Genomic DNA, 23,398 nt, shown 5'->3' on the forward strand with positions numbered 1-23,398 from the left:
CGACGGAGGTAAGGCCGCATAATGTCCAACTTTCCGTTCCTCTCGGTGCTCACCGTGGCGCCGCTGGTGGGCGCCCTGGTGGTGGCCTTCCTGCCGCGCCACCGGCCGGAGCTGGCCAAGCAGGTGGCGTTCGCCTGGTCGCTGCTCGTGCTGGTGCTGTCGGTGGTGATGTGGGTCAGCTTCAACGCCGGCGGTGACCGGTTCCAGTTCCGCGAGTCGTACTCGTGGATCCCGAACTGGGGGGTCAGCTTCACCTTCGCGGCCGACGGCATCGCGCTGGTGATGCTGATGCTGATCGCGGTGCTGGTGCCGCTGGTGATCCTGGCGTCCTGGCACGACGCCGAGTCGTCGAAGCGGTCGGTGCCCGTCTACTTCGCGCTGCTGCTGGTCCTCGAGTGCACGATGATCGGTGTCTTCGCGGCCGCCGACGTCTTCCTGTTCTACGTGTTCTTCGAGGTCATGCTCGTCCCGATGTACTTCCTGATCGGCAGCTACGGCGGCCACCAGCGGCAGTACGCGGCGGTGAAGTTCTTCCTCTACTCGCTCGTCGGCGGTCTGTTCATGCTGGCCGCGGTGATCGGCCTGTGGGTGGTCGGCGGCAAGACCTTCGACTGGCAGGCGCTGTCGCAGGTGGACATCAGCACCGGCACCGAGCGGTGGCTGTTCCTCGGCTTCTTCCTCGCGTTCGCCATCAAGGCGCCGTTCTTCCCGTTCCACACCTGGCTCCCCGATGCCGGTGGCGCCGCCCCGGCGGGCGCGGCAGCCCTGCTGGTCGGTGTGCTGGACAAGGTCGGCACCTTCGGCATCCTGCGCTACTGCCTGCCGCTGTTCCCGGAGGCGTCGAAGTGGTTCGCACCGTGGGCGCTGGCCCTGGGCGTGATCGGCATCGTCTACGCCGCGCTGCTGGCTGTCGGCCAGAACGACCTCAAGCGGCTGGTGTCGTACACCTCGATCGCGCACTTCGGCTTCATCGGGGTGGGCATCTTCGCCTTCACCACCCAGGCCGGCACCGGTGCGGTGCTCTACATGCTCAACCACGGGTTGGCCACCGGCCTGCTCTTCCTGGTGGTGGGCATGCTGATCTCCCGGCGCGGCTCGGCGCTGATCAGTGACTTCGGTGGTGCCGGCAAGCTGGTCCCGGTGCTCGCCGGGGTGCTCTTCTTCGCCGGTCTGGCCTCGCTCGCGCTGCCTGGTACGGCACCGTTCATCTCCGAGTTCCTGGTGCTGATCGGCACCTTCACGGTGAACAAGCCGGTCGCGGTCATCGCCACGCTCGGCATCATCCTGGCCGCCGCGTACGTGCTGTGGATGGTGCAGCGCACCACCCAGGGCACCCTCAACCCGGCGCTCACCGAGGTCGACGGGATGCGCCGGGACCTCAACCTGCGCGAGAAGGTCGTGGTTGCCCCCCTGATCGCGCTGATCGTGCTGCTCGGCTTCTTCCCCAAGCCGGTCACTGACGTGATCAACCCGGCCGTCCAGGCGACCATGGACGACATCGGCAGAACCGACCCGGCACCGTCCGTGGGCGGCACCGTCCAGGAGGCGGCAAAGTGACTGAGTTGAACCTGCCGTCGATCAACTATTCGGCGCTCTCTCCGATCCTGATCATGCTGGGCGCCGCGTTGCTCGGCGTGCTGGTCGAGGCTGTCGTGCCCCGGCGTTGGCGGCACGTGGTGCAGCTGACGCTGGCGCTGCTCGCGGTGCTCGCGGCACTGACCATGGTGGTCCTCAACGCCGACGAGCGGATCATCACCGCCGGCCAGGCCCTCGCGATCGACGGGCCGACGCTCTTCCTCCAGGGCGCGATCCTGGTGCTGGCCGCGATGGCGCTGTTGCTGATCGGTGACCGCTCGGTCGAGCGGGGTGGGGCGTTCGTCGCCCAGGCCGCGGTGACCGCCGAGTCGGCCGACGACCGGCGGCAGGCCGAGGGACGCAACGGTCTCACCGAGGTCTACCCGCTCACCACGTTCGCGATCGGCGGCATGCTGATCTTCGTGGCGGCGAACGACCTGCTGACCATGTTCATCGCGCTGGAGGTCTTCTCCCTGCCGCTCTACCTGCTCTGCGCGCTGGCCCGTCGCCGGCGTCTGCTGAGCCAGGAGGCGGCGATGAAGTACTTCCTGCTCGGCGCGTACGCCTCCGCGTTCTTCCTGTTCGGCGTGGCCCTGATCTACGGCTTCACCGCCGGCATCCCGGGCCGCCCGGCCGGCGTCGACTTCGCCACCATCCACGCGGCGGTGAGCGAGTCTCCGGCCAGCCCGGTGCTGCTCTTCGCCGGCATGGCGCTGCTCGCCATCGGTCTGCTCTTCAAGGCCGCGGCGGCTCCGTTCCACGTCTGGACCCCGGACGTCTACCAGGGCGCCCCGACCCCGGTCACCGGGTTCATGGCGGCCTGCACCAAGGTCGCCGCGTTCGGTGCTCTGCTGCGCGTCTTCCAGGTCGCGTTCGCCAACGCCAACTGGGACTTCACGCCGATCCTCGGCGCGGTGGCGGTGCTGACCATGCTGGTCGGCGCGGTGCTCGCGGTCACCCAGACCGACATCAAGCGGCTGCTCGCGTACTCCTCGATCGCCAACGCCGGCTACCTGCTGGTCGGTGTGTTGGCGCCGAGCCGCGACGGGCTCGCCGGCACGATGTTCTACCTGGTCGCGTACGGCTTCTCGGTGTTGGCCGCGTTCGCCGTGGTGACCCTCGTCCGCGACGACGACGGGGAGGCCACCCACCTGTCCCGTTGGGCCGGGCTGGGCCGCCGGTCGCCGTTCTTCGCCGCGCTGTTCACGTTCATCCTGCTCGCCTTCGCCGGTATCCCGCTGACCAGCGGATTCACCAGCAAGTTCGCCATCTTCGGGCCGGCCCTGGAGGGTGGCCAGGCGTGGCTGGTGATCGCCGGTGTGCTGACCAGCATGGTGCTTGCGTTCCCGTACCTGCGGGTCGTGGTGATGATGTGGCTCTCCGAGCCGGGCGAGTCCACCCCGACCGTCACCGTGCCTGGGGGGCTCACCTCCGCCGCGCTGATGATCGGTGTGCTGGCGACGCTGGTGCTGGGCGTCGCCCCGGCGCCGCTGCTCGATCTGGCCGCTGGAGCTGCCGAATTCGTTCGATGACCGAAGGATCGCTCACCGGGGGTCGGCGCGTGTTCACGTGCCGGCCCCCGGTGCGTATCCCCGGCCCGGAGCAGGTCGAACGGGTGTGGCATGGTTGATAGCGTGGTGAATCCGGCGGGCGAGCGTTCAGGTGCCTCCGGCTCCGGCGGTCGGCGGGGTCGGGCGAGCACGAGTCAGTTCGGCGCGATCGGCCTCAACCTCGCCGATCCCCGCATCGAGGCGTCCGTGCTGGGTCTGCTGGACACGGTCGAGGTCGAGTTGCGGGCCAGTGCGTCCAGCGCCGATCCCTTCGTCACCGAGGCTGCCCGGCACCTCGTCGAGGCCGGCGGGAAGCGTTTCCGGCCGCTGCTGGTGGCGCTCGGCGCCCAGTTCGGCGATCCCACCGCGGCGCAGGTGGTTCCGGCTGCCGTGGTGATGGAGCTCACGCACCTCGCCACCCTCTACCACGACGACGTGATGGACGAGGCCGCCGTCCGCCGGGGTGCGCCAAGCGCGAACTCCCGATGGACCAACTCGGTCGCCATCCTGGTCGGCGACTACCTCTTCGCCCGCGCGGCGGACATCGCCGCCGATCTGGGCACCGAGGCGGTCCGGTTGCAGGCGCGTACCTTCGCCCGGCTGGTGCACGGCCAGATCGCGGAGACCGTGGGGCCGCGCGCCGACGACGATCCGGTCGCTCACTACCTGCACGTCATCGCCGAGAAGACCGGCTCGCTGATCGCCACGTCGGCCCGGTTCGGCGGCATGTTCAGTGGCGCCGCCCCCGCGCACGTGGAGGCGCTCGCCGGATACGGCGAGACGATCGGCGTGGCGTTCCAACTCTCCGACGACCTGTTGGACATCGCCTCCGAGTCGGTGCAGTCGGGTAAGACCCCCGGCACGGATCTGCGCGAGGGTGTCCCGACCCTGCCGGTGCTCTACGCCCGCGAGGCGGACGACTCCGACGCGTCGTCGGTGCGTCTGCGGGAGATCCTGGCGACCGGCCCACTGACCGACGACGCGCTGCACGCCGAGGCGTTGGGATTGCTCCGGGAGAGCCCGGCGCTCAAGCGGGCCCGGGAGACCGTGCGCAGTTACGCCGAGGAGGCCCGCGCGCAGCTCGCCCCGCTGCCGCACGGCCCGTCCCGCAGCGCGCTCGAGTCGCTCTGCGACTACATCGCCGACCGCACCAGCTGATTCCCGCTCCGCCCCGCTGTGGCGGCGACGCGGGTCAACAGCCGGCTGCCGACGAGCATGAGGGCGGCGGCGAGCAGCATCGCCACGGCCGCGACGGCCCACATCGCCGGATAGCCGAGGTGGGCGGCGAGCGGGCCCAGGCCCAGCGGGCCGAGACAGCCGCCCGCGTACACCCCGGTCTGGGTGATCGAGGTGGCGGCGGCTGGTGACTGGGGGTGGAGCCGGACCACCGCGAAGTTCATCAGGCCGGGCCAGGCCCAGCCCAGGCCGAAGCCGAGGACCACGCCGACCACCAGCGGCACCGAGCCGGTCACCGCGAGCAGGCCCAGCCCCACCGCGCCGACGACCAGCATCGCGGCGATGAGGGCGACGTGACCGGTGTCGCGCCGGTCGGCCAACCAGCCGGCGCCCACCCGGGCCGCCACGCAGACCGCGCTGCCCAGGGTGAGGGTGAGCCCGGCGAGGCCGGGTGACAGGCCCCGGGCCGCGGCGGAGTCCACCAGGAAGGTGCCTAGCGCGTTGGCCGCGCCCGAGGCCAACGTCGCCGCCGCGCCGAGCACCACCAGCGCCGCCGTCGCCCGCCCGGCGCGTGTGCCGCCGGTCCGCCGCGCCAGGCCGGGCAACTGCCGGGGTACGGCCGCCAGTGTCGTCAGCGCGGCCACGGCGGCGGCCACGAACGCCCAGCGCCAGCCGGCGGTGAGCGCGATGGTGGGCACCGCCGCCCCGGCGAGCAGGGTGGAGACCGGGATGGCGGCCTGCTTGACACCGAACGACAACCCCTGCCGCCGGGCCGGTACGTGCTGGGCCAGCGCGGCGTTGCTGGCCAACTGGCCGAGTGCGTTCGCGGCGGCGCTGAGCGCCAGCAGACCGACCAGCACCGGGTACGACCGGGCGAAGGCGGCCACGGCCAGCATCGACCCGGCGGCCAGCAGGATGCCGCAGCGGGCGACCAGGGCGGGTCCGTACCGCTCGACCAGGCGGCCGGAGGGCATCGAGGCCAGCGCACTGATCCCGAAGTAGACGGAGACGGCCAGGCCCAGACCGGCCGGCGAGAAACCGAGGTCGGTGCCCATCTGCACGGCGAGGCCACCGAGCAGGAAGACGGGGAGCACGCAGGCCACGGTGGTGGCGACCGCGCCGGCGCTCGCCCGGACCGGGTGGGGTCGGGCGGTGGGCGTTTCCGGGGTAATGGAGGTGTTGGTCATCGTCCGGCAAACCTACGTGAGTCCCGCTCAGAGCACTCCTGGTGATCGGCGGGGCACAAGCTGTGGATGGTGATCTGGCATCCTCGACCCGAACAGGCATTTCGCACCGGGCCTGTTTTTCATATGGTGTAAGTCCCCGGCGGCGGAGGTGGTTGTGCGCGACCCCTTGGCAGAACCTTCGGACCTGATTCGCAGCGTGTCCCGAGCGCTACGGGTGCTGGAGTCGGTCGGTCGCGCCCCGAAGGGCCTGACCGTCAAGCAGATCGCCCGGCGCTGTGAGCTGACCGTGGCCACGACCTACCACCTCGTCCGCACCCTCGCCTACGAGGGCTACGTGATCCGTCGCGAGGACGGCACGTACATCGTGGGGTTGGAGGTGGCCGACCGGTACCGGGAGTTGGTCACGGCGTTCCGGGGCCCGCCAGCGGTCGGTGAGACGCTGCGGCGGGCCGCTCTGGACACCGGCTACAGCCACTACCTCGGGCGGTTCGTCGGCGGACAGGTGGCCCTCACGGCGGTTGCCGAGGGGCACCGCTCGCCCTACCTGGAGGACCTGGTCCCCGGCTTCGACGAGGGGGCGCACGCGACCGCCCTGGGTAAATCGTTGCTCGCGACCCTCACGGTCGACCAGCGCCACCGCTATCTGCGCGAGTACGGCATGCGCCCGTTCACCACCGCCACGCTGACCACGACCGAGAGTTTCGAGGCCGACCTGGCCGCCGGCGACCGGCGCGGCATGCAGTTGGAGATGGGGCAGTTCCGGCAGGGGGTGGCCTGTGCCGCGGTGCTCGTCGCGCCGGACAAGGACATGGAACGCCGCGTCGTGCTGGCCTGCGCGTTGCCGGCCAGCGAGATGATGACCTCCGCCCGGGTGGTACGCGCCAAGCTGCTCACCGTGGCCCGCAACGTGGCCGACGGCATCGCCGCCGACACCTGACGGCCGAGAGGCCCTCTCCCAGGCTGGGAGAAGGCCTCTCGGGGCGGTCCAGCGCCGGACCGCCGGAACAACGTCAGCGACCTCTCGGCCGCGGGTGTGGAGTCAGCTGCCGACCGGGCCGCCGTCGAGGCGCCAGGTGACCACCACGCCCGGCTTGGCGTAGTCGCCGTCCGGCCAGGTCGAGGCCGGGTTCTCCACCGAGGCGCCGGTGATCTCGCCCGGGTGCTGTACGGCGACGAAGACCGAGCGGTTGTCACCGGTGATGAACGGGCCGCAGGTCTCCGCGCCGAGCGGCACCGTCAGGAACTGCTTGAGGTGACCCCGCTCCGGGCCCTCCACGGCGACGGCGAAGAGGCCGTCGTTGCTGCCCAACGCGTTGCCGTCGGTGGAGATCCACAGGTTGCCGGTGGCGTCGAAGGCGACGTTGTCCGGGCAGGAGATCGGGGAAACCTTGGTCTTGTCGTAACCGGCGAAGAAGGTCGACGGGTCGGTCGGGTCGCCGCAGACGATCGGCAGCGACCAGGCGAAGGTCTCCGAGGTGTTGTCGTTGCGGTCCTCGACCAGTTCCAGGATCTGCCCGTGCTTGTTGGCGTTGCGCGGGTTCGCCTCGTCCGCCTTGGGGTTGCTGCCGACGCCACGGTTGGTGTTGTTGGTCAGCGCCACGTACACCTTGCCGGTGAGCAGGCTCGGCTCGACGTCCTCGGGGCGGTCCATCTTGGTCGCGCCGACCTTGTCACCGGCGAGCCGGGTGAAGGTGAGCACGTCCGCGGCGGTCATGCCGTCGACGAACGAGCGGTTTCCGCTGACCAGCTTGATCCAGCGACCCCGGCCGTTGAACGCGCCGTCGGTGGGGAGCTTGCCCGAGCCGTCGATCTCGGCGGCGCTGCTCTGCTCGAGCTTCGCCACGTAGAGCGTGCCCGACTCCAGCAGGGTCAGGTTGTGCTTGCGGGCAGCCCAGGAGTTGCCCTTCATGAACTTCTTGTCCGAGACGAACTTGTACAGGTAGTCGAACCGCTCGTCGTCGCCCATGTACGCGACCACGTGGCCGTCCTTCGCGACGATCACGTTGGCGCCCTCGTGCTTGAACCGGCCCATCGCGGTGTGCTTGCGCGGGCGGCTCTCCGGGTCGAACGGGTCGATCTCGACGATCCAACCGAACCGGTGTGCCTCGTTCGGGTGCTTCGCCAGGTCGAAGCGCTCGTCCGCGCGCTCCCACTTACGGCTGCCACTCGGGTAACGGCTGGCGGTGCTGATGCCGTAACGGTCCAGCTTCGGCTTCAGCTCGGCCGGAGCGGCGTCGGCGCCGACGAAGTACTGGTTGAAGTTCTCCTCGCCGGAGAGCACCGTGCCCCACGGGGTCACCCCACCGGCGCAGTTGTTCAACGTGCCGACGACCGTACGACCCTTGGGGTCGGCGGCGGTCTTCAGCCAGGCCGAGCCGGCGGCCGGGCCGGTCAGGTCGAACTTGGTGCTCAGCGCGGTGACCCGCCGGTTGTACGGCCGGGGACCCTTGTCGACCGGCTTCCACTGCCCGGTGCCCGCGACCCGCTCCAGCTCCACCACGGACATGCCGTGCGCGGCCATCGCGGTGCGCAGCTGCTCGACGGAGAGCCCGTCCAGCCCGGGGAAGCCCGGGAACATCAGGTCCTCGTTGGTGTATTCGTGGTTGACCACGAGCAGCGCCCGCTTGCCCTGCTTGTCCAGCGGCAGGACGCCCACGAAGTCATTGTTGTAACCGAACTGCTTGGACTGCGCGGCGGCGGTCTGGTGGTGCAGGTTGAACTCCGGCGCGCCCGGCAGCACCGGGTCACCCCACTTGATCACCACGGCGTGGTCGTAGCCGTTCGGCACGACCAGGGTGTCCAGCTTGTTCGGTGGGATCGGCTTGAAGGTCAGCGCGCCACTGCCGACTCCGGTGCTGGGACGGCCGAAGCCGAAGGCCTCCGGGACGTCCGGGGTGCTCGGGGCCGCCATGGCCGGGGCCGCGCCGGCGAGCGCACCGGCCGCCGCGCCGCCGAAACCGAGGACCAACGCGCCGACCGCGCCGGCCCGGACCACGCCACGCCGCGAGACCTCCGCGTTCACCACGTCACCGAAGTACGCGTTGTCGGAGGTGTTCGGGACCGGGTGGTCACAGGCGTTGCCGCAGCGGTATAGACAGGTCATGGCGTCACGGGTGCCATGACGGGTGCCGTTCAACAGGGGGAGCAGCCGGGGACGGTCGCTCATGGGAGAAGCCTCCAGAGAAGTCGGTGGCACGACAGGCGGCGTACCAGCCGGACGCTAGGAGGACGTGGTGAGCGCTCGTCGGCCACGATGTGAACCGGGCATGAACACCTACGTGGGCGGCAACCGCCATGCAACCGGTCTGACCTCGGGCTGAACCGATCGGCGTGACCGCACGTATTCCCGAGCGGACGCACCGCCGGACGCGCGCCGGAAGCGAGGAGACCGCCATCAGCGACCATGACGCCCAACTGCTGCGCGCGCTGCACGACGAGCACGCGGAAGCGCTGTACGCCCATGCCCTGCGGCTGGTCAACGGGGACCGGCAGCGGGCCGAGGACCTGGTACAGGAGACGCTGCTGCGGGCCTGGCGACACCCGGAGGCGCTCGACCCGAACCGCGGTTCGGTGCGGTCCTGGCTGTTCACCACCGCCCGCAACCTGGCCATCGACGCCTGGCGGCGGCGTTCCACCCGGGTCGGCGAGGTGTTCACCGACGATCTGCCCGAACCGCCGGAGGTGATCGACGAGGCCGAACGGGCGGTGGAGGCGTGGACCGTCGCCGAGGCGCTGAACCGGCTCAGCCCGACCCACCGGGAAGTGCTGGTCGAGTGCTTCTATCAGGGGCGTTCGGTGGCCGAGGCGGCGTCCCGCCTCGGCGTACCACCGGGGACCGTCAAATCGCGCACCCACTACGCACTGCGGTCTCTACGGTTGGTCCTGGCTGAAATGGGGGTGACGGGATGACCCGGTGCGAGTTCGCGTACGACGACGGCGCGTACGTGCTGGGTGCCCTGGCCCCCGCCGAGCGGGCCGCCTACGAGCGGCACCTCGGTGGCTGCGCCTCGTGTCGGGAGGCGGTCGCCGAAATCGCCGTCCTGCCCGGGCTGCTCGGGCGCCTCGACCCGGCGGGGTTGGAGCAGATCCTGCCGCCCCCGGCCCCGCCCCGGGTGCCCGCGCTGCTCGACGAGGCCCGGCGTCGCCGCCGTCGGGACCGCGCCGCCGACCGGCGACGGTACGCGCTGACCACGTTGGCCGCTGCCGGGTTGGCGCTGTTGGTGGGGGTGGGCACCGCGGTGGCGCTGCCCCGGCCGGTCAGCCCCTCCCGGCCCCCCGGTGCGCAGGGCGGCACCCCGGCCCCGCAGGTGTCGATGGTCGCCATGCGACCGGTGGCCGCCGCCGGGCCGGTGCACGCCGAGATCGGGCTCATCGGCACCAAGTGGGGCACCGAGGTGACCATGCGCTGCGGGTACGACGCGCGGACGAGCTACGGCAAGGCGTACCCGTTCCGGCTGGTGGCGCGCGGCCCGAACGGCAGCACCGAACAGGTCGGCTCCTGGTTGGCGGCCCCCGGTGACGATCTCAGTTTCACCGGTGCCACCAGGTTCACCGACGCCGAACTGGTCAGCGTGGAGCTACAAAAAGCCGACGGCACCCCCATCCTCACCTACGCCGTCCCCTAACCAACCACACCTCTGCCGCACCCGGGTCCCCCGCGATCTTGCACTTTCTGTCCTTCCATACGGGGCATGAAGGACATATCGACCGTCGAAACTGCAAGATCGCCGGGGCAGGTGGGCACGCGGGGTGGACAAGGGTGGGGTGTCAGGGGGTGGGGACGGGGGTTGGGGTTGGGGTTGGGGTTGGGGTGCGGGACTGGCGGGTGCGGCGGGAGGTGTGGACCGCGTCGGCGGTGAAGACGATCAGGGCGAGCCAGACCAGCGCGAAGCCGGCCAGGCGGGCTGGGGGCATCGGCTCGTGGAAGATCAGCACACCGCAGCCGAGCTGAAGGATCGGCGCCAGATACTGGATCATGCCGAGGCTGCTCAGGGGCAGGCGGTTGGCCGCCCCGGCGAACAGCAGCAGCGGAATCGCCGTGGCCGCGCCGGCCAGCACCAGCAACGCGGTGTGCCCGGCCGAGACATGCCCGAAGGTCAGGTCGGCCCGCGCCGTCAGCCAGCCGAGGTAGCCCAGGGCCGGCAGGGCCAGCACCGCCGACTCGACGAAGAGCCCCTCCGCGGCTGGCAGTCCGAGCCGCTTCTTGACCAGGCCGTACCCGGCGAAGCTGAACGCCAGGGTCAACGCCAGCCAGGGCAGCCGGCCGTAGTCCACGGTGAGCACCGCGACCGCCGACGCGCCGATGCCCAGCGCCACCCACTGCGCCGACCGGAGCCGCTCCCGCAACACCGTCACCCCGAGCAGCACCACGACCAGCGGGTTGATGAAGTAGCCCAGCGCGGTCTCCACCACCCGGTCGGAGTTGACCCCGTAGATATAGGTGCCCCAGTTGACCGCGATCAGCGCGGCGGCCGCGACGATCCCGGCCACCGCCCAGGGGCGGCGCAGCAGCGCACGGAGGAAGCCGATGTTGCGCAGCGCCGCCAGCAGCAGGGCCACGAAGACCACCGACCAGACGATCCGGTGAGCCAGGATCTCCAGCGGGCCGGCGGGTCGCAGCAGCTTGAGGTAGAGCGGAAAGAAACCCCAGAGCAGGTACGCGCCGAGGCCGTAGAGGTATCCCAGGCGGAGTGGTGTCACGCGTCTACCGTAAGGGGCGTACCGCCGCTTTGTTCCTTTCCGGTGATCGGTGTCACCGGGGGGCGCCGATCGAGCTGCATCCACCGTTGCGGCACGTCCAGCGGCGTGAAACCCACCCGCGCGTACACCTCATGCGCGTCGTTGGTGCAGAGCAGGATCCGGCGTACGCCCAGCTCGGCCAGGTGGTCGCGGACCCCGGTGACCAACCATCCGCCCAACCCGCGACCCCGGGCCGCGCGGTCGACGTACACGTCGCAGAGCCAGGCGAAGGTGGCACCGTCCGTGACCACCCGGGCCACCGCCACCTGGCGACCGTCCTCCGGCCGGTAGATGCCGAACGGCACTGAGCCGGCGAACGCCCGTGCGGTGACCTCCGGGTCTCGTCCGAGCGCCCAGTACGCGTCGGTGGACAACCAGTGGTGCACCAGGTCCAGATCGATGCGCGCGGGATCGCTGCTGAGTAGGTGACCGTTGCTGTGGGTTACCGAGAGCATGCCGCGACGCTAACCGTCGAGACGGGCACCCCGGCCGGCCAATTCCCGGAATCTGGTCATCGGCCCGCCCGACCGAGGTCGGAGCGTCGGGCGGGCCGGGTCCAGTGCTGGCTGCTCGCCGGTCAGTCCCGGTCGAGGACGGCGCCGAGGATCCAGGTCACGATGCTCACGAAGAGAGCACCGAGCACGGCCGCCGGCCAGAAACCGTCCACCGAGAACGGCAGCCCGGCCTGGTCGGCGATCCAGCTGGTGAGCAGGAACAGCAGTCCGTTCACCACCAGTGCGATGAGGCCCAGGGTCAGTAGATAGAAGCCACAGCCGACGGTCTTGATGATCGGCTGGAGCACCGCGTTGACCACACCGAAGATCACCGCTACCAGGAGCAGCGTGGTCACCGTCTCGGTGGCGGAGTTCGAATCCAGGGTGATGCCCGGGATGAGGAGTGTGGCCAGCCAGAAAGCCAGAGCTGTGCTGGCCAGCCGAATCAGCAGACCTTTCAGAAAACCCATGGCGGGGATCGTGCCACGGACCGCCCACCGGCGTAACCCGCAGCTGACCATCGTGGTGGATCAGCCGCGGGCCGGCGACCCGATCAGTTGCGCCTCGATCGGGGTGGGGGAGAGCAGTGCCCAGCGCAGCGCCCGCCGGTTGACCACGGCCACCATGTCGTCGCGGATCCGGGTCAGCCACTCGGCCGAGCCGCCCAGACCCAGCGCGGCTCCGGCCAACGTGGCCTCGGCGGCCTTCAGCGGCTGGAGCAACGCCAGGTCGGCCCGGCTCAACGCGTCCACGTCGGCGGGGGTCAGCTCGTCCCGGACCACCAGAGTCGCCCGCCACGGCGGCCCCGGCGCGGCGTCGGCCGCCACCGGCCCGGCGTCCACGATCAGCAGCAACGGACGCAGCGCGGTGCCCACCCCGTCAGCTACCGGCCGACCGGGTGGGAGCAACGGGATCGTGCCGCCCGGCGCGCCGACCCCCCGAACGAACGGTTCCCAGGCGCGCGGCCGCGCGGTCTGCACCACCACCAGGGCGCCGAGTGCCAGGGCGCGCAGGGCCACCAGTTGGGCCGCGCGGACGCCGCCGACCAGCAGCACCCGGGTGCTCGCCGGCCGGAACAGTCGTACGGTGACGGCTCCGCCGTGCCGATTGGTGCCGACCATCAATCCCGCGTCGCCCAGGGACAACTCCCAGTCGTCCGCCGCCGGGGCGGGTGCCACCGGCCGGGGCTGCGCGCCGGACGCGGTCAGCGCCAACGGCAGCGTGGCGGCCAGCCCGCCCAGGTGGGCGCCGTCGAGCCGCCGCAGCTTTCCGCCCAGGTCGGTCACCAGGCGGATCAGCGCCTCGGTGGCCGTGGCCAACTCGGTCGCCGTCCCGGCGGCCAGGCGTACGGTCAGCTCGGTCGGCACTGCGGTGACGCCGGTGCTCGCCGACGGGCCCGACGACATCGACAGCGCGGTCGGGCCGGTCGACAGGGACACCGTCGTCGCGGTCGCCGGCAGCGCGAGCAGCCGAGGCACCAGTCGACGTCCGGCCGCACCGCCCGGCTCGGGCCACCGGATCAGGTGGAAGGTGGCCTGCGACAGGGTGCCGGACCGGATCGCCGGCCAGGACTCCCTCATCGGCGCGCCGTCGTGGTGGGCCAACTCGCCCAGCACGCGCAGCGCCGCGGGCACCCCCAGTGGCCGTGCGGTCAACGACCCGAGCCGACGGACGATCCGGCGTACCGTCCCGGCGAGTGCGCGGCGCAGGTCCTCCTCGGACCAGCCGTCCACCCGCAGCACCCGGACCGCCACCACCGCCCGTTCCCGCCCGGCGAGCCGCCCGTCGGTGAGCTGCCGGTACGACGTGCCGACGGTGCCACCCGCGCCCGGCACCGGAGCCGGTGCCCCGGCGAGCAGCAGTTGAACCAGCAGCGGGGGCATGTCGGGCCCGGCCGGGGGCAGCAACGCGGCCGGTGCCGGAATCGCCTGGGACCCGTCGCCGAGCAGGTCGCCAGGGTCGCCGAGCTCCAGCAGCGCCACCATCCCCCCGATGTCCTCCAGCACGGCCGCCGGCCCGTCGGTCAGCTCGGTCGAGCGGACGACGGTGCCCGGGGCGACCAGGTCGAGCAGTTCTCCCGCTCCGGCCGGCCCGGTCAGCGCCCGCCGGCGGGTGAGGTGCCCGATGGCGGTGCCCAGCCACGCGAAGAGCCAACGGCCCCGAACCGGCACCCAGGCGACCGTCACCAGCAGCACCGCCAGCAGTACGGCCGCGACGACGACCGGCGCGGGTCGGCCGAGGGCGACGAGGACGAGTGCCGCCGCGACCTGGGCGGCGACGAGTTGACCGGCTCGCACTCCGGCGCCCGCGCGCCGGGCGAGTGCGAGCCAGTGGTGCACGGACGGCTGGGGGTGAGGGGTGCGCTGATCGCCCGGCCCGAGGACGCGCTCGGTGGGTCGGCCCGGCCCGATCGCCCGTGGGGCACCTGCCCCGGACCCGACCGGGGTCGCCGGATGCGGACCTCCGGTGGTGATCGCCGGCACCGTGCCTCCTTGACCAGTGGGACCTGTCGGGCGGCCGGCCGTCCTCCGACGGCCCGTCACACGCCGCGACGTGGCTGCGGCACATCGTAAGCGACCGATGGCTGCCTCGGTTGTCCACAGGAGAACCGCGCGGGGTAGCAGAACCGCTACGAGGTCGCTACCGTCAGCCACGAAGTCCTTCGCTGACCCGTGTCTCAGTGCTGGACGACGGGCCAAGCGACGACGCGTCCACCCGGGGTGGGCGCGTCGACAGCCAGGTGCGATCGGAGAGACGAGGTGACGTTCGGGTGTCTCAGACCAAGGCGGAAGCCGCGGTGATGCAACAGACCGCCGCGAAGTTCGAGCAGGTGGACCAGTCGTTGCAGTCCATGCTGACCGGCCTGCTGGCCGAGCTGGAGGTGTTGCAGCAAGCCTGGCGTGGCGCCGGTGGCCGGTCGTTCGAGCAGGTCAAGCAGCAGTGGTCACAGGACCAGGCGGCGCTGCACCGGGCGCTGCGGGAGACCGCCGGTGCGATCCGCACCGCCGGTCGGCAGTACGACGTGTCCGACGACGAGGCGGCCAGCCGGGTGGCCGGCACCAACCGCGGCGGCATCCAGCTGCCGCTCTGATCCCGCTGGGGAGGGAATCCGATGGACCATGGTGTGCTGGTCGTCAACTTCGCCGCGCTGCAACAGGCCGGCGCGGACATTCAAAAGGCGTTGAACACCCTCGACACGCAACTCGGCCAACTCGAACGGGACGCCGCGCCGCTGGTGGCGAGCTGGACCGGCGAGGCCCGGCAGGCCTACGAGCAGCGGCAGGCGCGGTGGCGCTCGGCCTCGCAGGACCTCCAGGGGATGCTGCGTGACATCAGGCTGGCGGTGAACGACTCCGCCACCGACTACCTGGACACCGAAAAGAAGAACACCGGGCTGTTCCAGTGAGCGATGTGGGCCGGGAGCGCTGACCGTGTCCGGGTCAGCGCCCCGGCCGCAGCCGATCCGAGGTCGGTGCCATGGGCGGGCGAGGTCAGCTCTGGTCGGCCGGGCGCCAGCGTCGGCGGGCACCACGGGGCACCACCAGGGCGAGCAGCACGAGGGTGACCGCCGTCATGCCGACCACCGCACCGACGAGCAGGGCTCGGTTCCGCGCGGTGTCCCGGCGGGCCTGGCGGGCGAGCTGCGCCGGGTCGGCCCGGTCGTCGGCGAGCGCGGCGGCCGGCTGCGAACCGCCGGCACGGCCGCCGCTGGTCTCGGTGACCGCCCGATAGGGGTTCAGCACGCCGGCGCCGTACCCGCCGCCGTGGCCCGAGCCCGGAGCCGGATCGGCGGTGGCGATGATCCGTTCCGCCACCTGGGCGGCGGTCAGCTCGGGCCGGTACTCCCGCAGCAACGCGGCGGTGGCGGCCACGAAGGGCGCCGCGTAACTGGTGCCCTCGACCCGATGATGGCCCGCACCGGGTGCGGCGGTCAGCACCTCGCTGCCCGGGGCGACCAGGTCGACGTACGGGCCGGTCTGCGAGAAGGTCGCCCGCCCACCGTCCGCCCCGATCGCCCCCACACCGAGCACGCCGTCGTAACCGGCGGGGAACGGTCGGGGGTCGCCGCTGTCGTGCAGGTTGCCGGCGGCGGCCACCAGCACCACGTCCCGGTCGACCGCGTACCGCACGGCGGAACGGACTTCCGGGTCGTCGGCGTACAACACCACCGACAGGTTCACCACGTCGGCGTCGTGGTCGACGGCCCACCGGATGGCCCGGGCGAACTCGGCGGCGCTGACCGTACGCCCCGACTCCCGCCCCTGCACCACCTGCTGCTCACTCACCCGCACCGGCAGGATCCGGGCGCCCGGCGCGAGGCCACGGAAGGCGACGTCGCGGCGGGGCGCCGCCGCGATGATGCTCGCCACACCGGTGCCGTGTCCGGCGCAGTCCCGACCACCGTCCCCGCCGAGGTCGAGCAGGTCCGTGCCGGCCAGCACCCGTCCAGCCAGCTGCGGATGCACCCGGTCGACCCCGGAGTCGACCACCGCGACAGTCACCCCGAGGCCGGTGGCCAGGGGCGCGAGCCGTGCGGGGTCGTACCGCCGCTGTGGCCAGGGCTCGGCCGCGACCGGCCGGACGGGGGCGAGTGGGGTCGCGCAGGCTGGTGCCGCCCGGAGCCCGGCGGTGGCGGCGTCGGTCGGCAGGGCCGGTACGGTCAACAGGCTGACGGCCAGACCCGCGAGGACCGGGCGCGTGATCGATCGGGACATCGACACCCTCCGTATCGTGTCGGCTCCGGGACGCGATGTTATCGCCTCGTCCGGGCCCCGACAGACCGCCGCCGGCCAGCCATTGTGATCTTGGTACCACCTTGTAGGTTGTACGCGATACCTGTGGCCTGTTCTCGGAAGGGGAGGTGGCCGTGACCGAATGGGAGCCGGCCACGGAGGCCGAGGTGGCGATGCGCGACGCGCTACGCGCCAACGACCAGGAGCTCTACTTCCGGCTCCTGTCCCGCACCGATGTGTTGTTGCCGGTCTCCGCGCCGACGCAGCCCGGCCAGCCACCCGCCGGATGGGGCACCTGGACCACCGGCGGCCGGACCCACGTCCTGGCCTTCACCTCCGCCGCCTCGCTGCGCGCCTGCCTCGGCGACCACGCCGGCAGCAACCGACGCATCCCGTTCGCCGATCTCGCGGCCAGTTGGCCCGACCACGAGTGGTGGCTCGCCGTCAACCCGGGTCTGCCGGTCGAGGGTTACCTGCCGGCCTGGTTCGTGTCTCAGCTGTCCCGAGGTGACGTGCGGCTGCCGGGCCGTGCCATGGGCGCCCGGGCGCGGCTGGAGCGGGTTGAGACGTTGGCCCGTACCCGGCCGGGCATGCCACACCGGGACGCCGCGCCGGCCGCTGGATCGCCCCCGGCCACGGGAGCGGCCCCGTCTGGGCCCGAGAACGCTCCGCTCGCACCCGGGCGGCCCACCCGCGGTGGGCTGCCCCGGGTGGGTGTCCCCACGGGCCCGGCACCGCGGCCATCCGTCCCCGGTGAGCCGTCGCGCCGATCCGGCGAGGAGAGCCTGCCCGCCGCCGGCCAACGGCACCCGACCGAGCCGCCTCGGCCGGCGTCGGGCACCGACGCCCTGCCCCGCACCGGCCGGCCGTCCCGGTTCACTCCGTTAGGGTCCACCGGCCCTGCCACCGATCCGCCAGGGCCGAGCGCGGGCTGGCCGGCACCGAGCCGACCCGGCGACGTCGACGCCCCCGCCGCCGGCAACGGCAACGCCGGTCCCCAGGCGGCCCCTCGGCGCTCCTTCTTCGACCCCAGCCCCGCCCGTGACCGGGCGTCCGACCCGGCCGCGAGCGGGGGGCGCTCCGGTGATCGCGCGGCCCCGCCGACCCGGTTCGGGCGAGGCAGCCAGCCGTTCCCTCGGCGTCGCCCGGCCGACGCACCGGCCGACGAGACTGCGACGCGCGCCTTTCCGATGGCCGATCCCGAAGCCACCCGGCCGCTGCGTCGGCCGACGGGTGGTCTTGGTGCGCCCCGTGGCGCAGGCGCGCCGTCATCCGGCGAGGAAATCACCCAGCCACTGCCTCCGCGCCGGCACAATCCGCTGGCCGAGGAGCCCACCCGTGCGTTCCGGATGACCAGTGAGCCTCCGGTGGTCGGGGCGCCCGGGCGGTCCGGCCCGTCGGCGGAGGAGACCCAGGCGATCCCCCAGGACCGGCCGGGCCGGTTCGGGCCGGTGGAGGAGCTGCCGGTGTCCGTCGCGGAACCGGTCTCCGGTCCGCCCGCGCCCCGCCGTGGCTTCACGCCCATCGTCATCGAGGGCACCATCATCGAGTCCCGCGATCTCACCGACCCGGTCGAGAGCAGCGGGCCGGTCGACGCGGCGCGCCGGCCCAGCCCCGCCGAGGCCGCCCCGCCGTCGTTCGGCCCGTCGTCCTCAGGTCCGGGCCTGTTTGGTCCGTCGTCCTTCAGCCCCAGTCCTGCCGGTCCCACGTCGTTCAGCCCCGCTCAGCCCGCCCCGAGCCCGTCGATCCCGCACCCCACGGCTCCCACCGAGGCCGGCCACGCTGGCCTGGGCGAGGTGGCTGCCGACACTCGCGCCGACGCCCCGGTGGGTGGCGACCGTGTCGACAGCGGTTCGTCGCTCGGCGGGACCGGCGCGGACCGGGCCGACAGCGAGGTCAGCGGCGGGAGCGTGATCGCGGGCGACGAACAGCGCCCGCCGGCCGGCGAACCGGCGCCGGTCGAGTTCGAGCCGGCCAACACGGTCGAGGAGGACCTGCTCGGTGCCGCCAGCTCTGGCAGCACCGACACGTTCCTGTCCACTTTGCTGCTGGCCCGGGTGCTGCTGCCGGCGGCACCGGAGTCGGTGCGGGGTAGCCGCCCGGGTGAACCCGGCTTCGTCTGGCGTACGGGGCAGCTCGACGGCGAGACGTACGTGGTGGTCTACACGTCGCCGGAGCGCCTCGCCGACCATGTCGAAGGCGACGTCGACACGGTTCGGGTGAAGTTCGCCCAGCTGATCCGACGCTGGCCGGACGAGGACTGGTCCTTCGCCGTCAACCCGGGCACCCCGGTCGGTGCCAAGTTGCCCGGCGAGCAGATCGTCGCGTTGGCCAACTGGGCCGCCGAGGTGGGGCTCGGGGACGACCTGGAGGTGGACCAGGAGGAGGCGCCGGCCGTGGCGGAGCCCACCGCCCGCCCCCGGTACGCTCCCGCGGCGGTCGACCCGACCCGGCCGACGGTCATGCAGAAGGCGATCGCGCCCAGCCAGCTCGCGTACTACCTGGATCGCGGGTACGACCGGGTTTCCGGGTTCGTGCACCGGGCCGGTGAGCTGTCGCACCTGACCACGCCGGCTCAGCTGCACGACGCGCTCGGCCTCAGCTACCCCGGCTCACCGTTCGCCCCCGACGCCGAGGAGATCTACGTGCTGCGCTGGCCGGCGCACCGGCCGAGCCTCTATCGGATCCCGTACGGCGGTCAGAACGAGCCGGCGATGCGCGCCATGGAGGGCTGGGTCATCGAACGCCCGCCGTTCCGGGGCAACGGCTTCGCCCCGGGCGAGAGCAGCGACGTGGTGGCCGAGTTCAAAGTGGACAGCGCCCGCCTGCCGCACGGCGCCCAACTCTGGCGGATCGGCGCGGACGGCACCGAGCGGGTGGTCGCGGAACTGGACACCGATGAGGTCGTCTGGCGACGGGTCGGTGAGGCGTGATGCGCGACGGTTACGTGGCCCGTTGGCAGGGCCGGGAATACCAGGCCAGCCCGGACGGCGACAACATCCGCCTCTACCAGCCCGAGCCGGGCGAGGGCTTCGAGGAGGTCCGCGCGGGCCGTTACGTCCGGGTGCTGCCGGCGACCGAGATCGAGGATCTGGCGTACGTGCGGACGACCTGCACCTGGCAGGGGCAGCCGTTCATCGTGCTCGGCGAGCACGACGCCTGGCTGCGGGTGGAATACACCGGTGGGCGGTGGCCGGTGGCCGAGGCGATGCGGCTGGAGGTCTTCGACTTCGGTGTCTACCAGGGTTGGGCGCCGGCCGCCGAGGTCACCGATCTGCGGGAGCAGCGGGTCTGACCGGTCAGGTCTTCGCCCACCGCAGGATTTCGCCGAGCACCAGCTCCGGTGCCTCCAGATGTGGGAAGTGCCCCACCCCGTCGAGCAGTCGCCACTCGTACGGGGCGACGACGTACCGGCCGGAGCCCAGGGCGGTCCGCGGCAGGGAGGCGGTGTCCAGGGCGCCGTGCAGCTGCAGGGTCGGGGTGGCCAGCGGCTTCTGCATCAGGCGGACGAACCGGTAGCCGTGCAGCCGCAACAGCGACCGGAACGCCCAGCGGTAACCCTCCAGCGCGCAGAAGGCCGCCTGCGGGATGCACATCGCTTCCCGGCACCGCTCGGCGTACGCCTCGAAGTCCGGCCCGGCCACCCACTGTGGGCCGCCCCAGTGGCGCATGATCTCGCCGACAGCCGCCGCGCCGCCGCGGGTCAGCACGTGCTCGTACCGGGGTAGTTGGAACTTCAACGCCGGAGTGGAGGCGGTGAACTGCCCGCGCGGGTCGGCGAAGATGGCGGCGCGCAGTCGCAGCGGGTGCGGTGCCCCCAGCACCACGAGTCGGCGTACCAGGGATGGGTGGAACGAGGCCACCGTCCAGGCCACCATGCCGCCGAGGCCGCTGCCGACGATGGTCGCTGATCGTTCCCCAAGTGCGCGGATCAACCCGGCGATGTCGGCGGCGAGGGTGTAGCCGTCGTACCCCCGGGGTGGTTTGTCGCTGGCGCCGTAACCGCGCAGGTCGACGGCGACCGCCCGGAAGCCGGCGTCGGCGACCGCCGGCAACATCTGGTGCCAGGCCCACCAGTGCTCGGGGAAGCCGTGCAGGAAGAGCACCATCGGCCCGGTGCCGGCCTCGACCACGTGGAACCGGCTGCCGTTGGCGCCGACGAAACGGTGCGTCCACGGCCCCTCGGTGAGGACACAGGACTCGTCGACGGCTCCGCCGCGCTGGTCGGTCATGGCAGACAGCCTAGGACCCGGTGGCCGCCGATGACCCCGGTGGTCGTGTTGAACAGGGGAAAGCCCCGGGTTGCCCCGGACCGGGACCAGGGGAGCTGGCGCGACAAAGGGCGACGCCCGGGCAGATGACCTGCCCGGGCGTCGCTGGTTGGTGCGGGATCAGTGGTCAGCTGATCCGGATCTTCATCGAGGTGCCGTCCTGCTCCAGAACCCTGATCTTGACACCGGTCGCGGGGAGCTTGACGCCGTGGTTCGGCAGCTCCTCGTAGAAGTACTTCTGGGTGTCGTCGAACAGCGGCTCAGCGGCCTGGCCACGGATGTACTGCGGCTGGCTGTTGAGGTGCAGGGTGAACGAGTCGGCCTTCTTCAGGCTGAACGGTGCGTCGTACACCTGGATGCGGGCCCGCCACGGAGCCCCGGTGAGGTTGTAGATCGGGCGCGGGTGCGCGTCGATGTACAGGTTGCGACCCTCACCCGGGTGACCACCCGGGTTGGACTCCGACGCCGGGGCGGTGTTGTTGTCCGACCAGCGGGTGTTCCAGTACGAGATGAGCAGGCCCTCCTGGTACGCGTAGTGGTCCACCCAGTCCGGGCGGGTGTTCGCGTAGCCGAAGAAGTACGGGCCGGTCTTCAGGTACTTGTCGTACGAGACGTACGACCGGTTGCCGGCGATGTAGTAGTTGTCGAACAGCCGGGTGTAGGTCGCCCCGACCACCTGGAACTTGTCCAGAACCCAGCCGGCGTCGGTCTCGGCGCCGTCGCTGAACACGGTCTGGCCGTCGGCGGTCACGGTGATCGCGTCACCGAAGAAGCCGCCCTCGGAGACCCCACCGTCGGTGACGTAGTGCAGGCGGACCTGCGCCACCTTCCCGGCAACCGAGGTCAGCGGAATGTTGATGTCCGCCCAGGAACCCTTGCTGGTGCCGGCGAGGGCCGGACGCCCCGCGCCGTCGACACCGATCGGCGTGCCGTTGACCGTGCCATCCAGGTCGGTCCAGGTCTTGCCGCCGTCCGTGGACGCCTCGAAGTAGAGGTAGTCGTATCCGGCCTCGATGCTGTACTTGCCCTTGAGCGACAGTGCCGCCGAGGACTTACCGGTGAGGTCGAACGTCCTCGTCATCTTGCTGTCGAGATCGTCCTCGTTACCGGAGAAGTACTGCTTCGAGCCCTCGAACGGCGCGCCGTAGTTGAACGTATATTCCCGCTGGGGCAACACGACCACCGCGGCCTGCGCCTTGTCGGAGTTGTACTCCTGCGGGCCGAGCTCCAGGGAGCGCTTCTGCCCCGCCACGACCACCTCGTAGTCGAGCCAACCGAGCTGGAGCTTGTTCCACGCGCCGAGGTCACCGCCCCGGTCGCCGATGCCGACGTCGTTCTTCGCGCCGAGCCGGCTCTGGGCCATCAGGGTCCAGTGCTCGTTGTTGTTGTCCGCCGGTCCGTAGTCGTCCGGCAGGCCCAGGTCGTGGCCGTACTCGTGGTAGAAGACGCTGCGGCCGCCGTTTTCCGGCTGGATCGTGTAGTCGCGGATCCAGACGCCGGTGTTGCCGATCTGGGTGCCGCCGATCGGGAAGTTCGGCGGGCCGACGGGCGAGCTGTTGAACGCCGACCAGCGGTGGCTCCAGATGGCGTCCTCACCCTGCTGCGGGTCACCGTCGGCCTGGTCGCCGCCGGAGTGGACGATCTGGAAGTGGTCGATGTAACCGTCCGACTCGTTGAAGTCGCCGTCACCGTCGTAGTCGAAGCGGTCCCACTGGTCGAAGGACTTCATCTCGGCGGCGATCTGCGCGTCCGTCCGGCCCTTGGCCTTCTGGTCGGCGACCCACTGGTTGGCGGCGTCGGCGATCAAATTCCAGGTGTTCGGGCAGACGCTGTCCGCGCAGACGGCCCGGTCATCCTGCGGGTCCGGCTCCTGGCCGGGCTCCGGGTCCGGGATCGGGTCGTCGGAGCGACCGTAGCGGGCCTCGTTGTACCGGACCTTGACCCAGTCGGTCACCTCACCGTCGACGGTGTAGCGACCCGACGACTGCGCCTCGTAGTACTGCTTGAGCGACTCGTCGCCCGGGTTGGTGCCGAAGTACAGCTGGCGGAAGTGCTCCGGGCTGAAGTCCGGCTGCCAGATGGTGGAGTTGTCCACGGCCCGGTTGGGCTCGGGGATCTTGTTGTGCAGCGGCCCCTCGAACGTCGCCGGCCCGGCGATGTCCGGGTTCAGGTCCTTGTCCGGGTAGGACGGGTGCCGCTCGTCACCGAACTCGGCCAGGATCACGAAGATCTTGTCGGTCCGCTCACGCTTGAGCTCGACGTACTGATCCTTGGTCTTGGTCGCGCCGGCGGCGGCGCGGGCGTTAGCGCCTGCTCCGCCTGCCTTGCCGACCTCGCCAACCTTGACAACCGTGCTTCCGTTGCGCTCGATCGGCTTGCTACGCCCACTCAGCACGTCGCTGAGCCCCTGCTCGCGCATTGCACGGCGCTTGTCCTCGAGCTTGTCGGGGAGCTCATCCTTCAGTGCCTGTGGTTCGGCAGCGGCCGGTGCTGCTGCCGGCAGTTTGGGCTGAGGCGCCGCCGAGGCGGACGGGCCGAAAGCCAGGCCTGTCGCCGTCAGTGAGAGCCCGAGCAGACCCACTGCGACTTTGCGCACGTGGTACCTCCGGTGTGGGGGAACCGGCCCAACGGGGGTACGGGCCGGTGGGAGATCGATCCCACTAGTGGGACCAA

At 71.5% G+C, this 23,398-nt stretch carries 19 protein-coding genes; 10 read left to right on the plus strand and 9 right to left on the minus strand.

What is annotated here, in order from left to right:
• The first annotated feature begins 21 nt into the window (after positions 1-21).
• From ACIBF8_RS22720 to ACIBF8_RS22730, 3 genes are all read left to right on the plus strand, one after another.
• Positions 22-1,557 (plus strand): NADH-quinone oxidoreductase subunit M, encoded by a 1,536-nt coding sequence (locus ACIBF8_RS22720; protein ID WP_112585696.1) that lies wholly within the window; start codon positions 22-24, stop codon positions 1,555-1,557.
• Positions 1,554-3,107, plus strand: a complete 1,554-nt coding sequence (gene nuoN / locus ACIBF8_RS22725) for an NADH-quinone oxidoreductase subunit NuoN (protein WP_396785385.1) — start codon at positions 1,554-1,556, stop codon at positions 3,105-3,107. The genes ACIBF8_RS22720 and nuoN overlap by 4 nt, the downstream gene beginning before the upstream one ends.
• 90 nt (positions 3,108-3,197) lie before the next feature.
• Positions 3,198-4,283, plus strand: a complete 1,086-nt coding sequence (locus ACIBF8_RS22730) for a polyprenyl synthetase family protein (protein ID WP_396785386.1) — start codon at positions 3,198-3,200, stop codon at positions 4,281-4,283.
• Here ACIBF8_RS22730 and ACIBF8_RS22735 read toward each other — a convergent pair.
• Entirely contained in the window at positions 4,259-5,488 is a 1,230-nt protein-coding gene (locus ACIBF8_RS22735) for an MFS transporter (RefSeq protein ID WP_396785388.1), read from the minus strand. The genes ACIBF8_RS22730 and ACIBF8_RS22735 overlap by 25 nt on opposite strands.
• Positions 5,489-5,642: 154 nt before the next feature.
• Between ACIBF8_RS22735 and ACIBF8_RS22740 the strand changes: the two genes are divergently transcribed.
• Positions 5,643-6,425, plus strand: a complete 783-nt coding sequence (locus ACIBF8_RS22740; protein ID WP_396785390.1) for an IclR family transcriptional regulator — start codon at positions 5,643-5,645, stop codon at positions 6,423-6,425.
• A 102-nt stretch (positions 6,426-6,527) separates the two neighbouring features.
• Here ACIBF8_RS22740 and ACIBF8_RS22745 read toward each other — a convergent pair whose 3' ends face one another.
• Positions 6,528-8,654, minus strand: a complete 2,127-nt coding sequence (locus tag ACIBF8_RS22745; protein ID WP_396785392.1) for a PhoX family protein — start codon at positions 8,652-8,654, stop codon at positions 6,528-6,530.
• A gap of 227 nt (positions 8,655-8,881) precedes the next feature.
• On the opposite strand from ACIBF8_RS22745, the gene ACIBF8_RS22750 reads away from it, so the two are divergent.
• Both ACIBF8_RS22750 and ACIBF8_RS22755 read left to right on the plus strand, forming a co-directional pair.
• Positions 8,882-9,397 carry a sigma-70 family RNA polymerase sigma factor gene (locus ACIBF8_RS22750; RefSeq protein ID WP_396785535.1) on the plus strand — a complete coding sequence of 172 codons (516 nt, stop codon included), beginning with the start codon at positions 8,882-8,884 and terminating at the stop codon, positions 9,395-9,397.
• Positions 9,394-10,113 (plus strand): anti-sigma factor family protein, encoded by a 720-nt coding sequence (locus ACIBF8_RS22755; RefSeq protein ID WP_396785394.1) that lies wholly within the window; start codon positions 9,394-9,396, stop codon positions 10,111-10,113. The genes ACIBF8_RS22750 and ACIBF8_RS22755 overlap by 4 nt, the downstream gene beginning before the upstream one ends.
• Before the next feature lie 142 nt (positions 10,114-10,255).
• Here ACIBF8_RS22755 and rarD read toward each other — a convergent pair whose 3' ends face one another.
• From rarD to eccE, 4 genes are all read right to left on the minus strand, one after another.
• Positions 10,256-11,188 (minus strand): EamA family transporter RarD, encoded by a 933-nt coding sequence (gene rarD, locus ACIBF8_RS22760; protein WP_396785396.1) that lies wholly within the window; start codon positions 11,186-11,188, stop codon positions 10,256-10,258.
• Positions 11,185-11,682, minus strand: coding sequence for a GNAT family N-acetyltransferase (locus ACIBF8_RS22765; protein ID WP_396785399.1), 498 nt, complete (start codon positions 11,680-11,682; stop codon positions 11,185-11,187). Before ACIBF8_RS22765 ends, rarD begins: the two co-directional genes overlap by 4 nt.
• A 122-nt stretch (positions 11,683-11,804) precedes the next feature.
• A complete protein-coding gene (locus tag ACIBF8_RS22770) occupies positions 11,805-12,191 on the minus strand; it encodes a phage holin family protein (RefSeq protein ID WP_124778570.1) in 387 nt (128 codons plus the stop codon).
• A 60-nt stretch (positions 12,192-12,251) separates the two neighbouring features.
• On the minus strand, positions 12,252-14,204 hold the full coding sequence (gene eccE, locus ACIBF8_RS22775) for a type VII secretion protein EccE (RefSeq protein WP_396785400.1): 1,953 nt from the start codon (positions 14,202-14,204) through the stop codon (positions 12,252-12,254).
• 287 nt (positions 14,205-14,491) lie between these two features.
• Between eccE and ACIBF8_RS22780 the strand changes: the two genes are divergently transcribed.
• Positions 14,492-14,812, plus strand: coding sequence for a WXG100 family type VII secretion target (locus ACIBF8_RS22780; RefSeq protein WP_203149468.1), 321 nt, complete (start codon positions 14,492-14,494; stop codon positions 14,810-14,812).
• Between the two features lie 21 nt (positions 14,813-14,833).
• Positions 14,834-15,127, plus strand: a complete 294-nt coding sequence (locus ACIBF8_RS22785) for a WXG100 family type VII secretion target (RefSeq protein WP_030486284.1) — start codon at positions 14,834-14,836, stop codon at positions 15,125-15,127.
• An 85-nt stretch (positions 15,128-15,212) separates the two neighbouring features.
• On the opposite strand, the gene mycP is transcribed toward ACIBF8_RS22785, so the two are convergent.
• Positions 15,213-16,436, minus strand: coding sequence for a type VII secretion-associated serine protease mycosin (gene mycP / locus ACIBF8_RS22790; protein WP_396785401.1), 1,224 nt, complete (start codon positions 16,434-16,436; stop codon positions 15,213-15,215).
• A gap of 152 nt (positions 16,437-16,588) precedes the next feature.
• Between mycP and ACIBF8_RS22795 the strand changes: the two genes are divergently transcribed.
• Positions 16,589-19,387 (plus strand): SseB family protein, encoded by a 2,799-nt coding sequence (locus ACIBF8_RS22795; RefSeq protein ID WP_396785402.1) that lies wholly within the window; start codon positions 16,589-16,591, stop codon positions 19,385-19,387.
• A complete protein-coding gene (locus tag ACIBF8_RS22800; protein ID WP_358001501.1) occupies positions 19,384-19,749 on the plus strand; it encodes a hypothetical protein in 366 nt (121 codons plus the stop codon). The genes ACIBF8_RS22795 and ACIBF8_RS22800 overlap by 4 nt, the downstream gene beginning before the upstream one ends.
• A 4-nt stretch (positions 19,750-19,753) precedes the next feature.
• On the opposite strand, the gene ACIBF8_RS22805 is transcribed toward ACIBF8_RS22800, so the two are convergent.
• Together ACIBF8_RS22805 and ACIBF8_RS22810 are read right to left on the minus strand one after the other, a co-directional pair.
• Complete coding sequence (locus ACIBF8_RS22805; protein WP_396785403.1) at positions 19,754-20,686, minus strand: alpha/beta fold hydrolase; 933 nt, start codon at positions 20,684-20,686, stop codon at positions 19,754-19,756.
• A gap of 166 nt (positions 20,687-20,852) precedes the next feature.
• On the minus strand, positions 20,853-23,306 hold the full coding sequence (locus ACIBF8_RS22810; RefSeq protein ID WP_396785537.1) for an immune inhibitor A domain-containing protein: 2,454 nt from the start codon (positions 23,304-23,306) through the stop codon (positions 20,853-20,855).
• Positions 23,307-23,398: the final 92 nt, after the last annotated feature.

Origin of the sequence: Micromonospora sp. NPDC050276, assembly GCF_044459545.1 — a bacterium.
Classification (GTDB): domain Bacteria; phylum Actinomycetota; class Actinomycetes; order Mycobacteriales; family Micromonosporaceae; genus Micromonospora.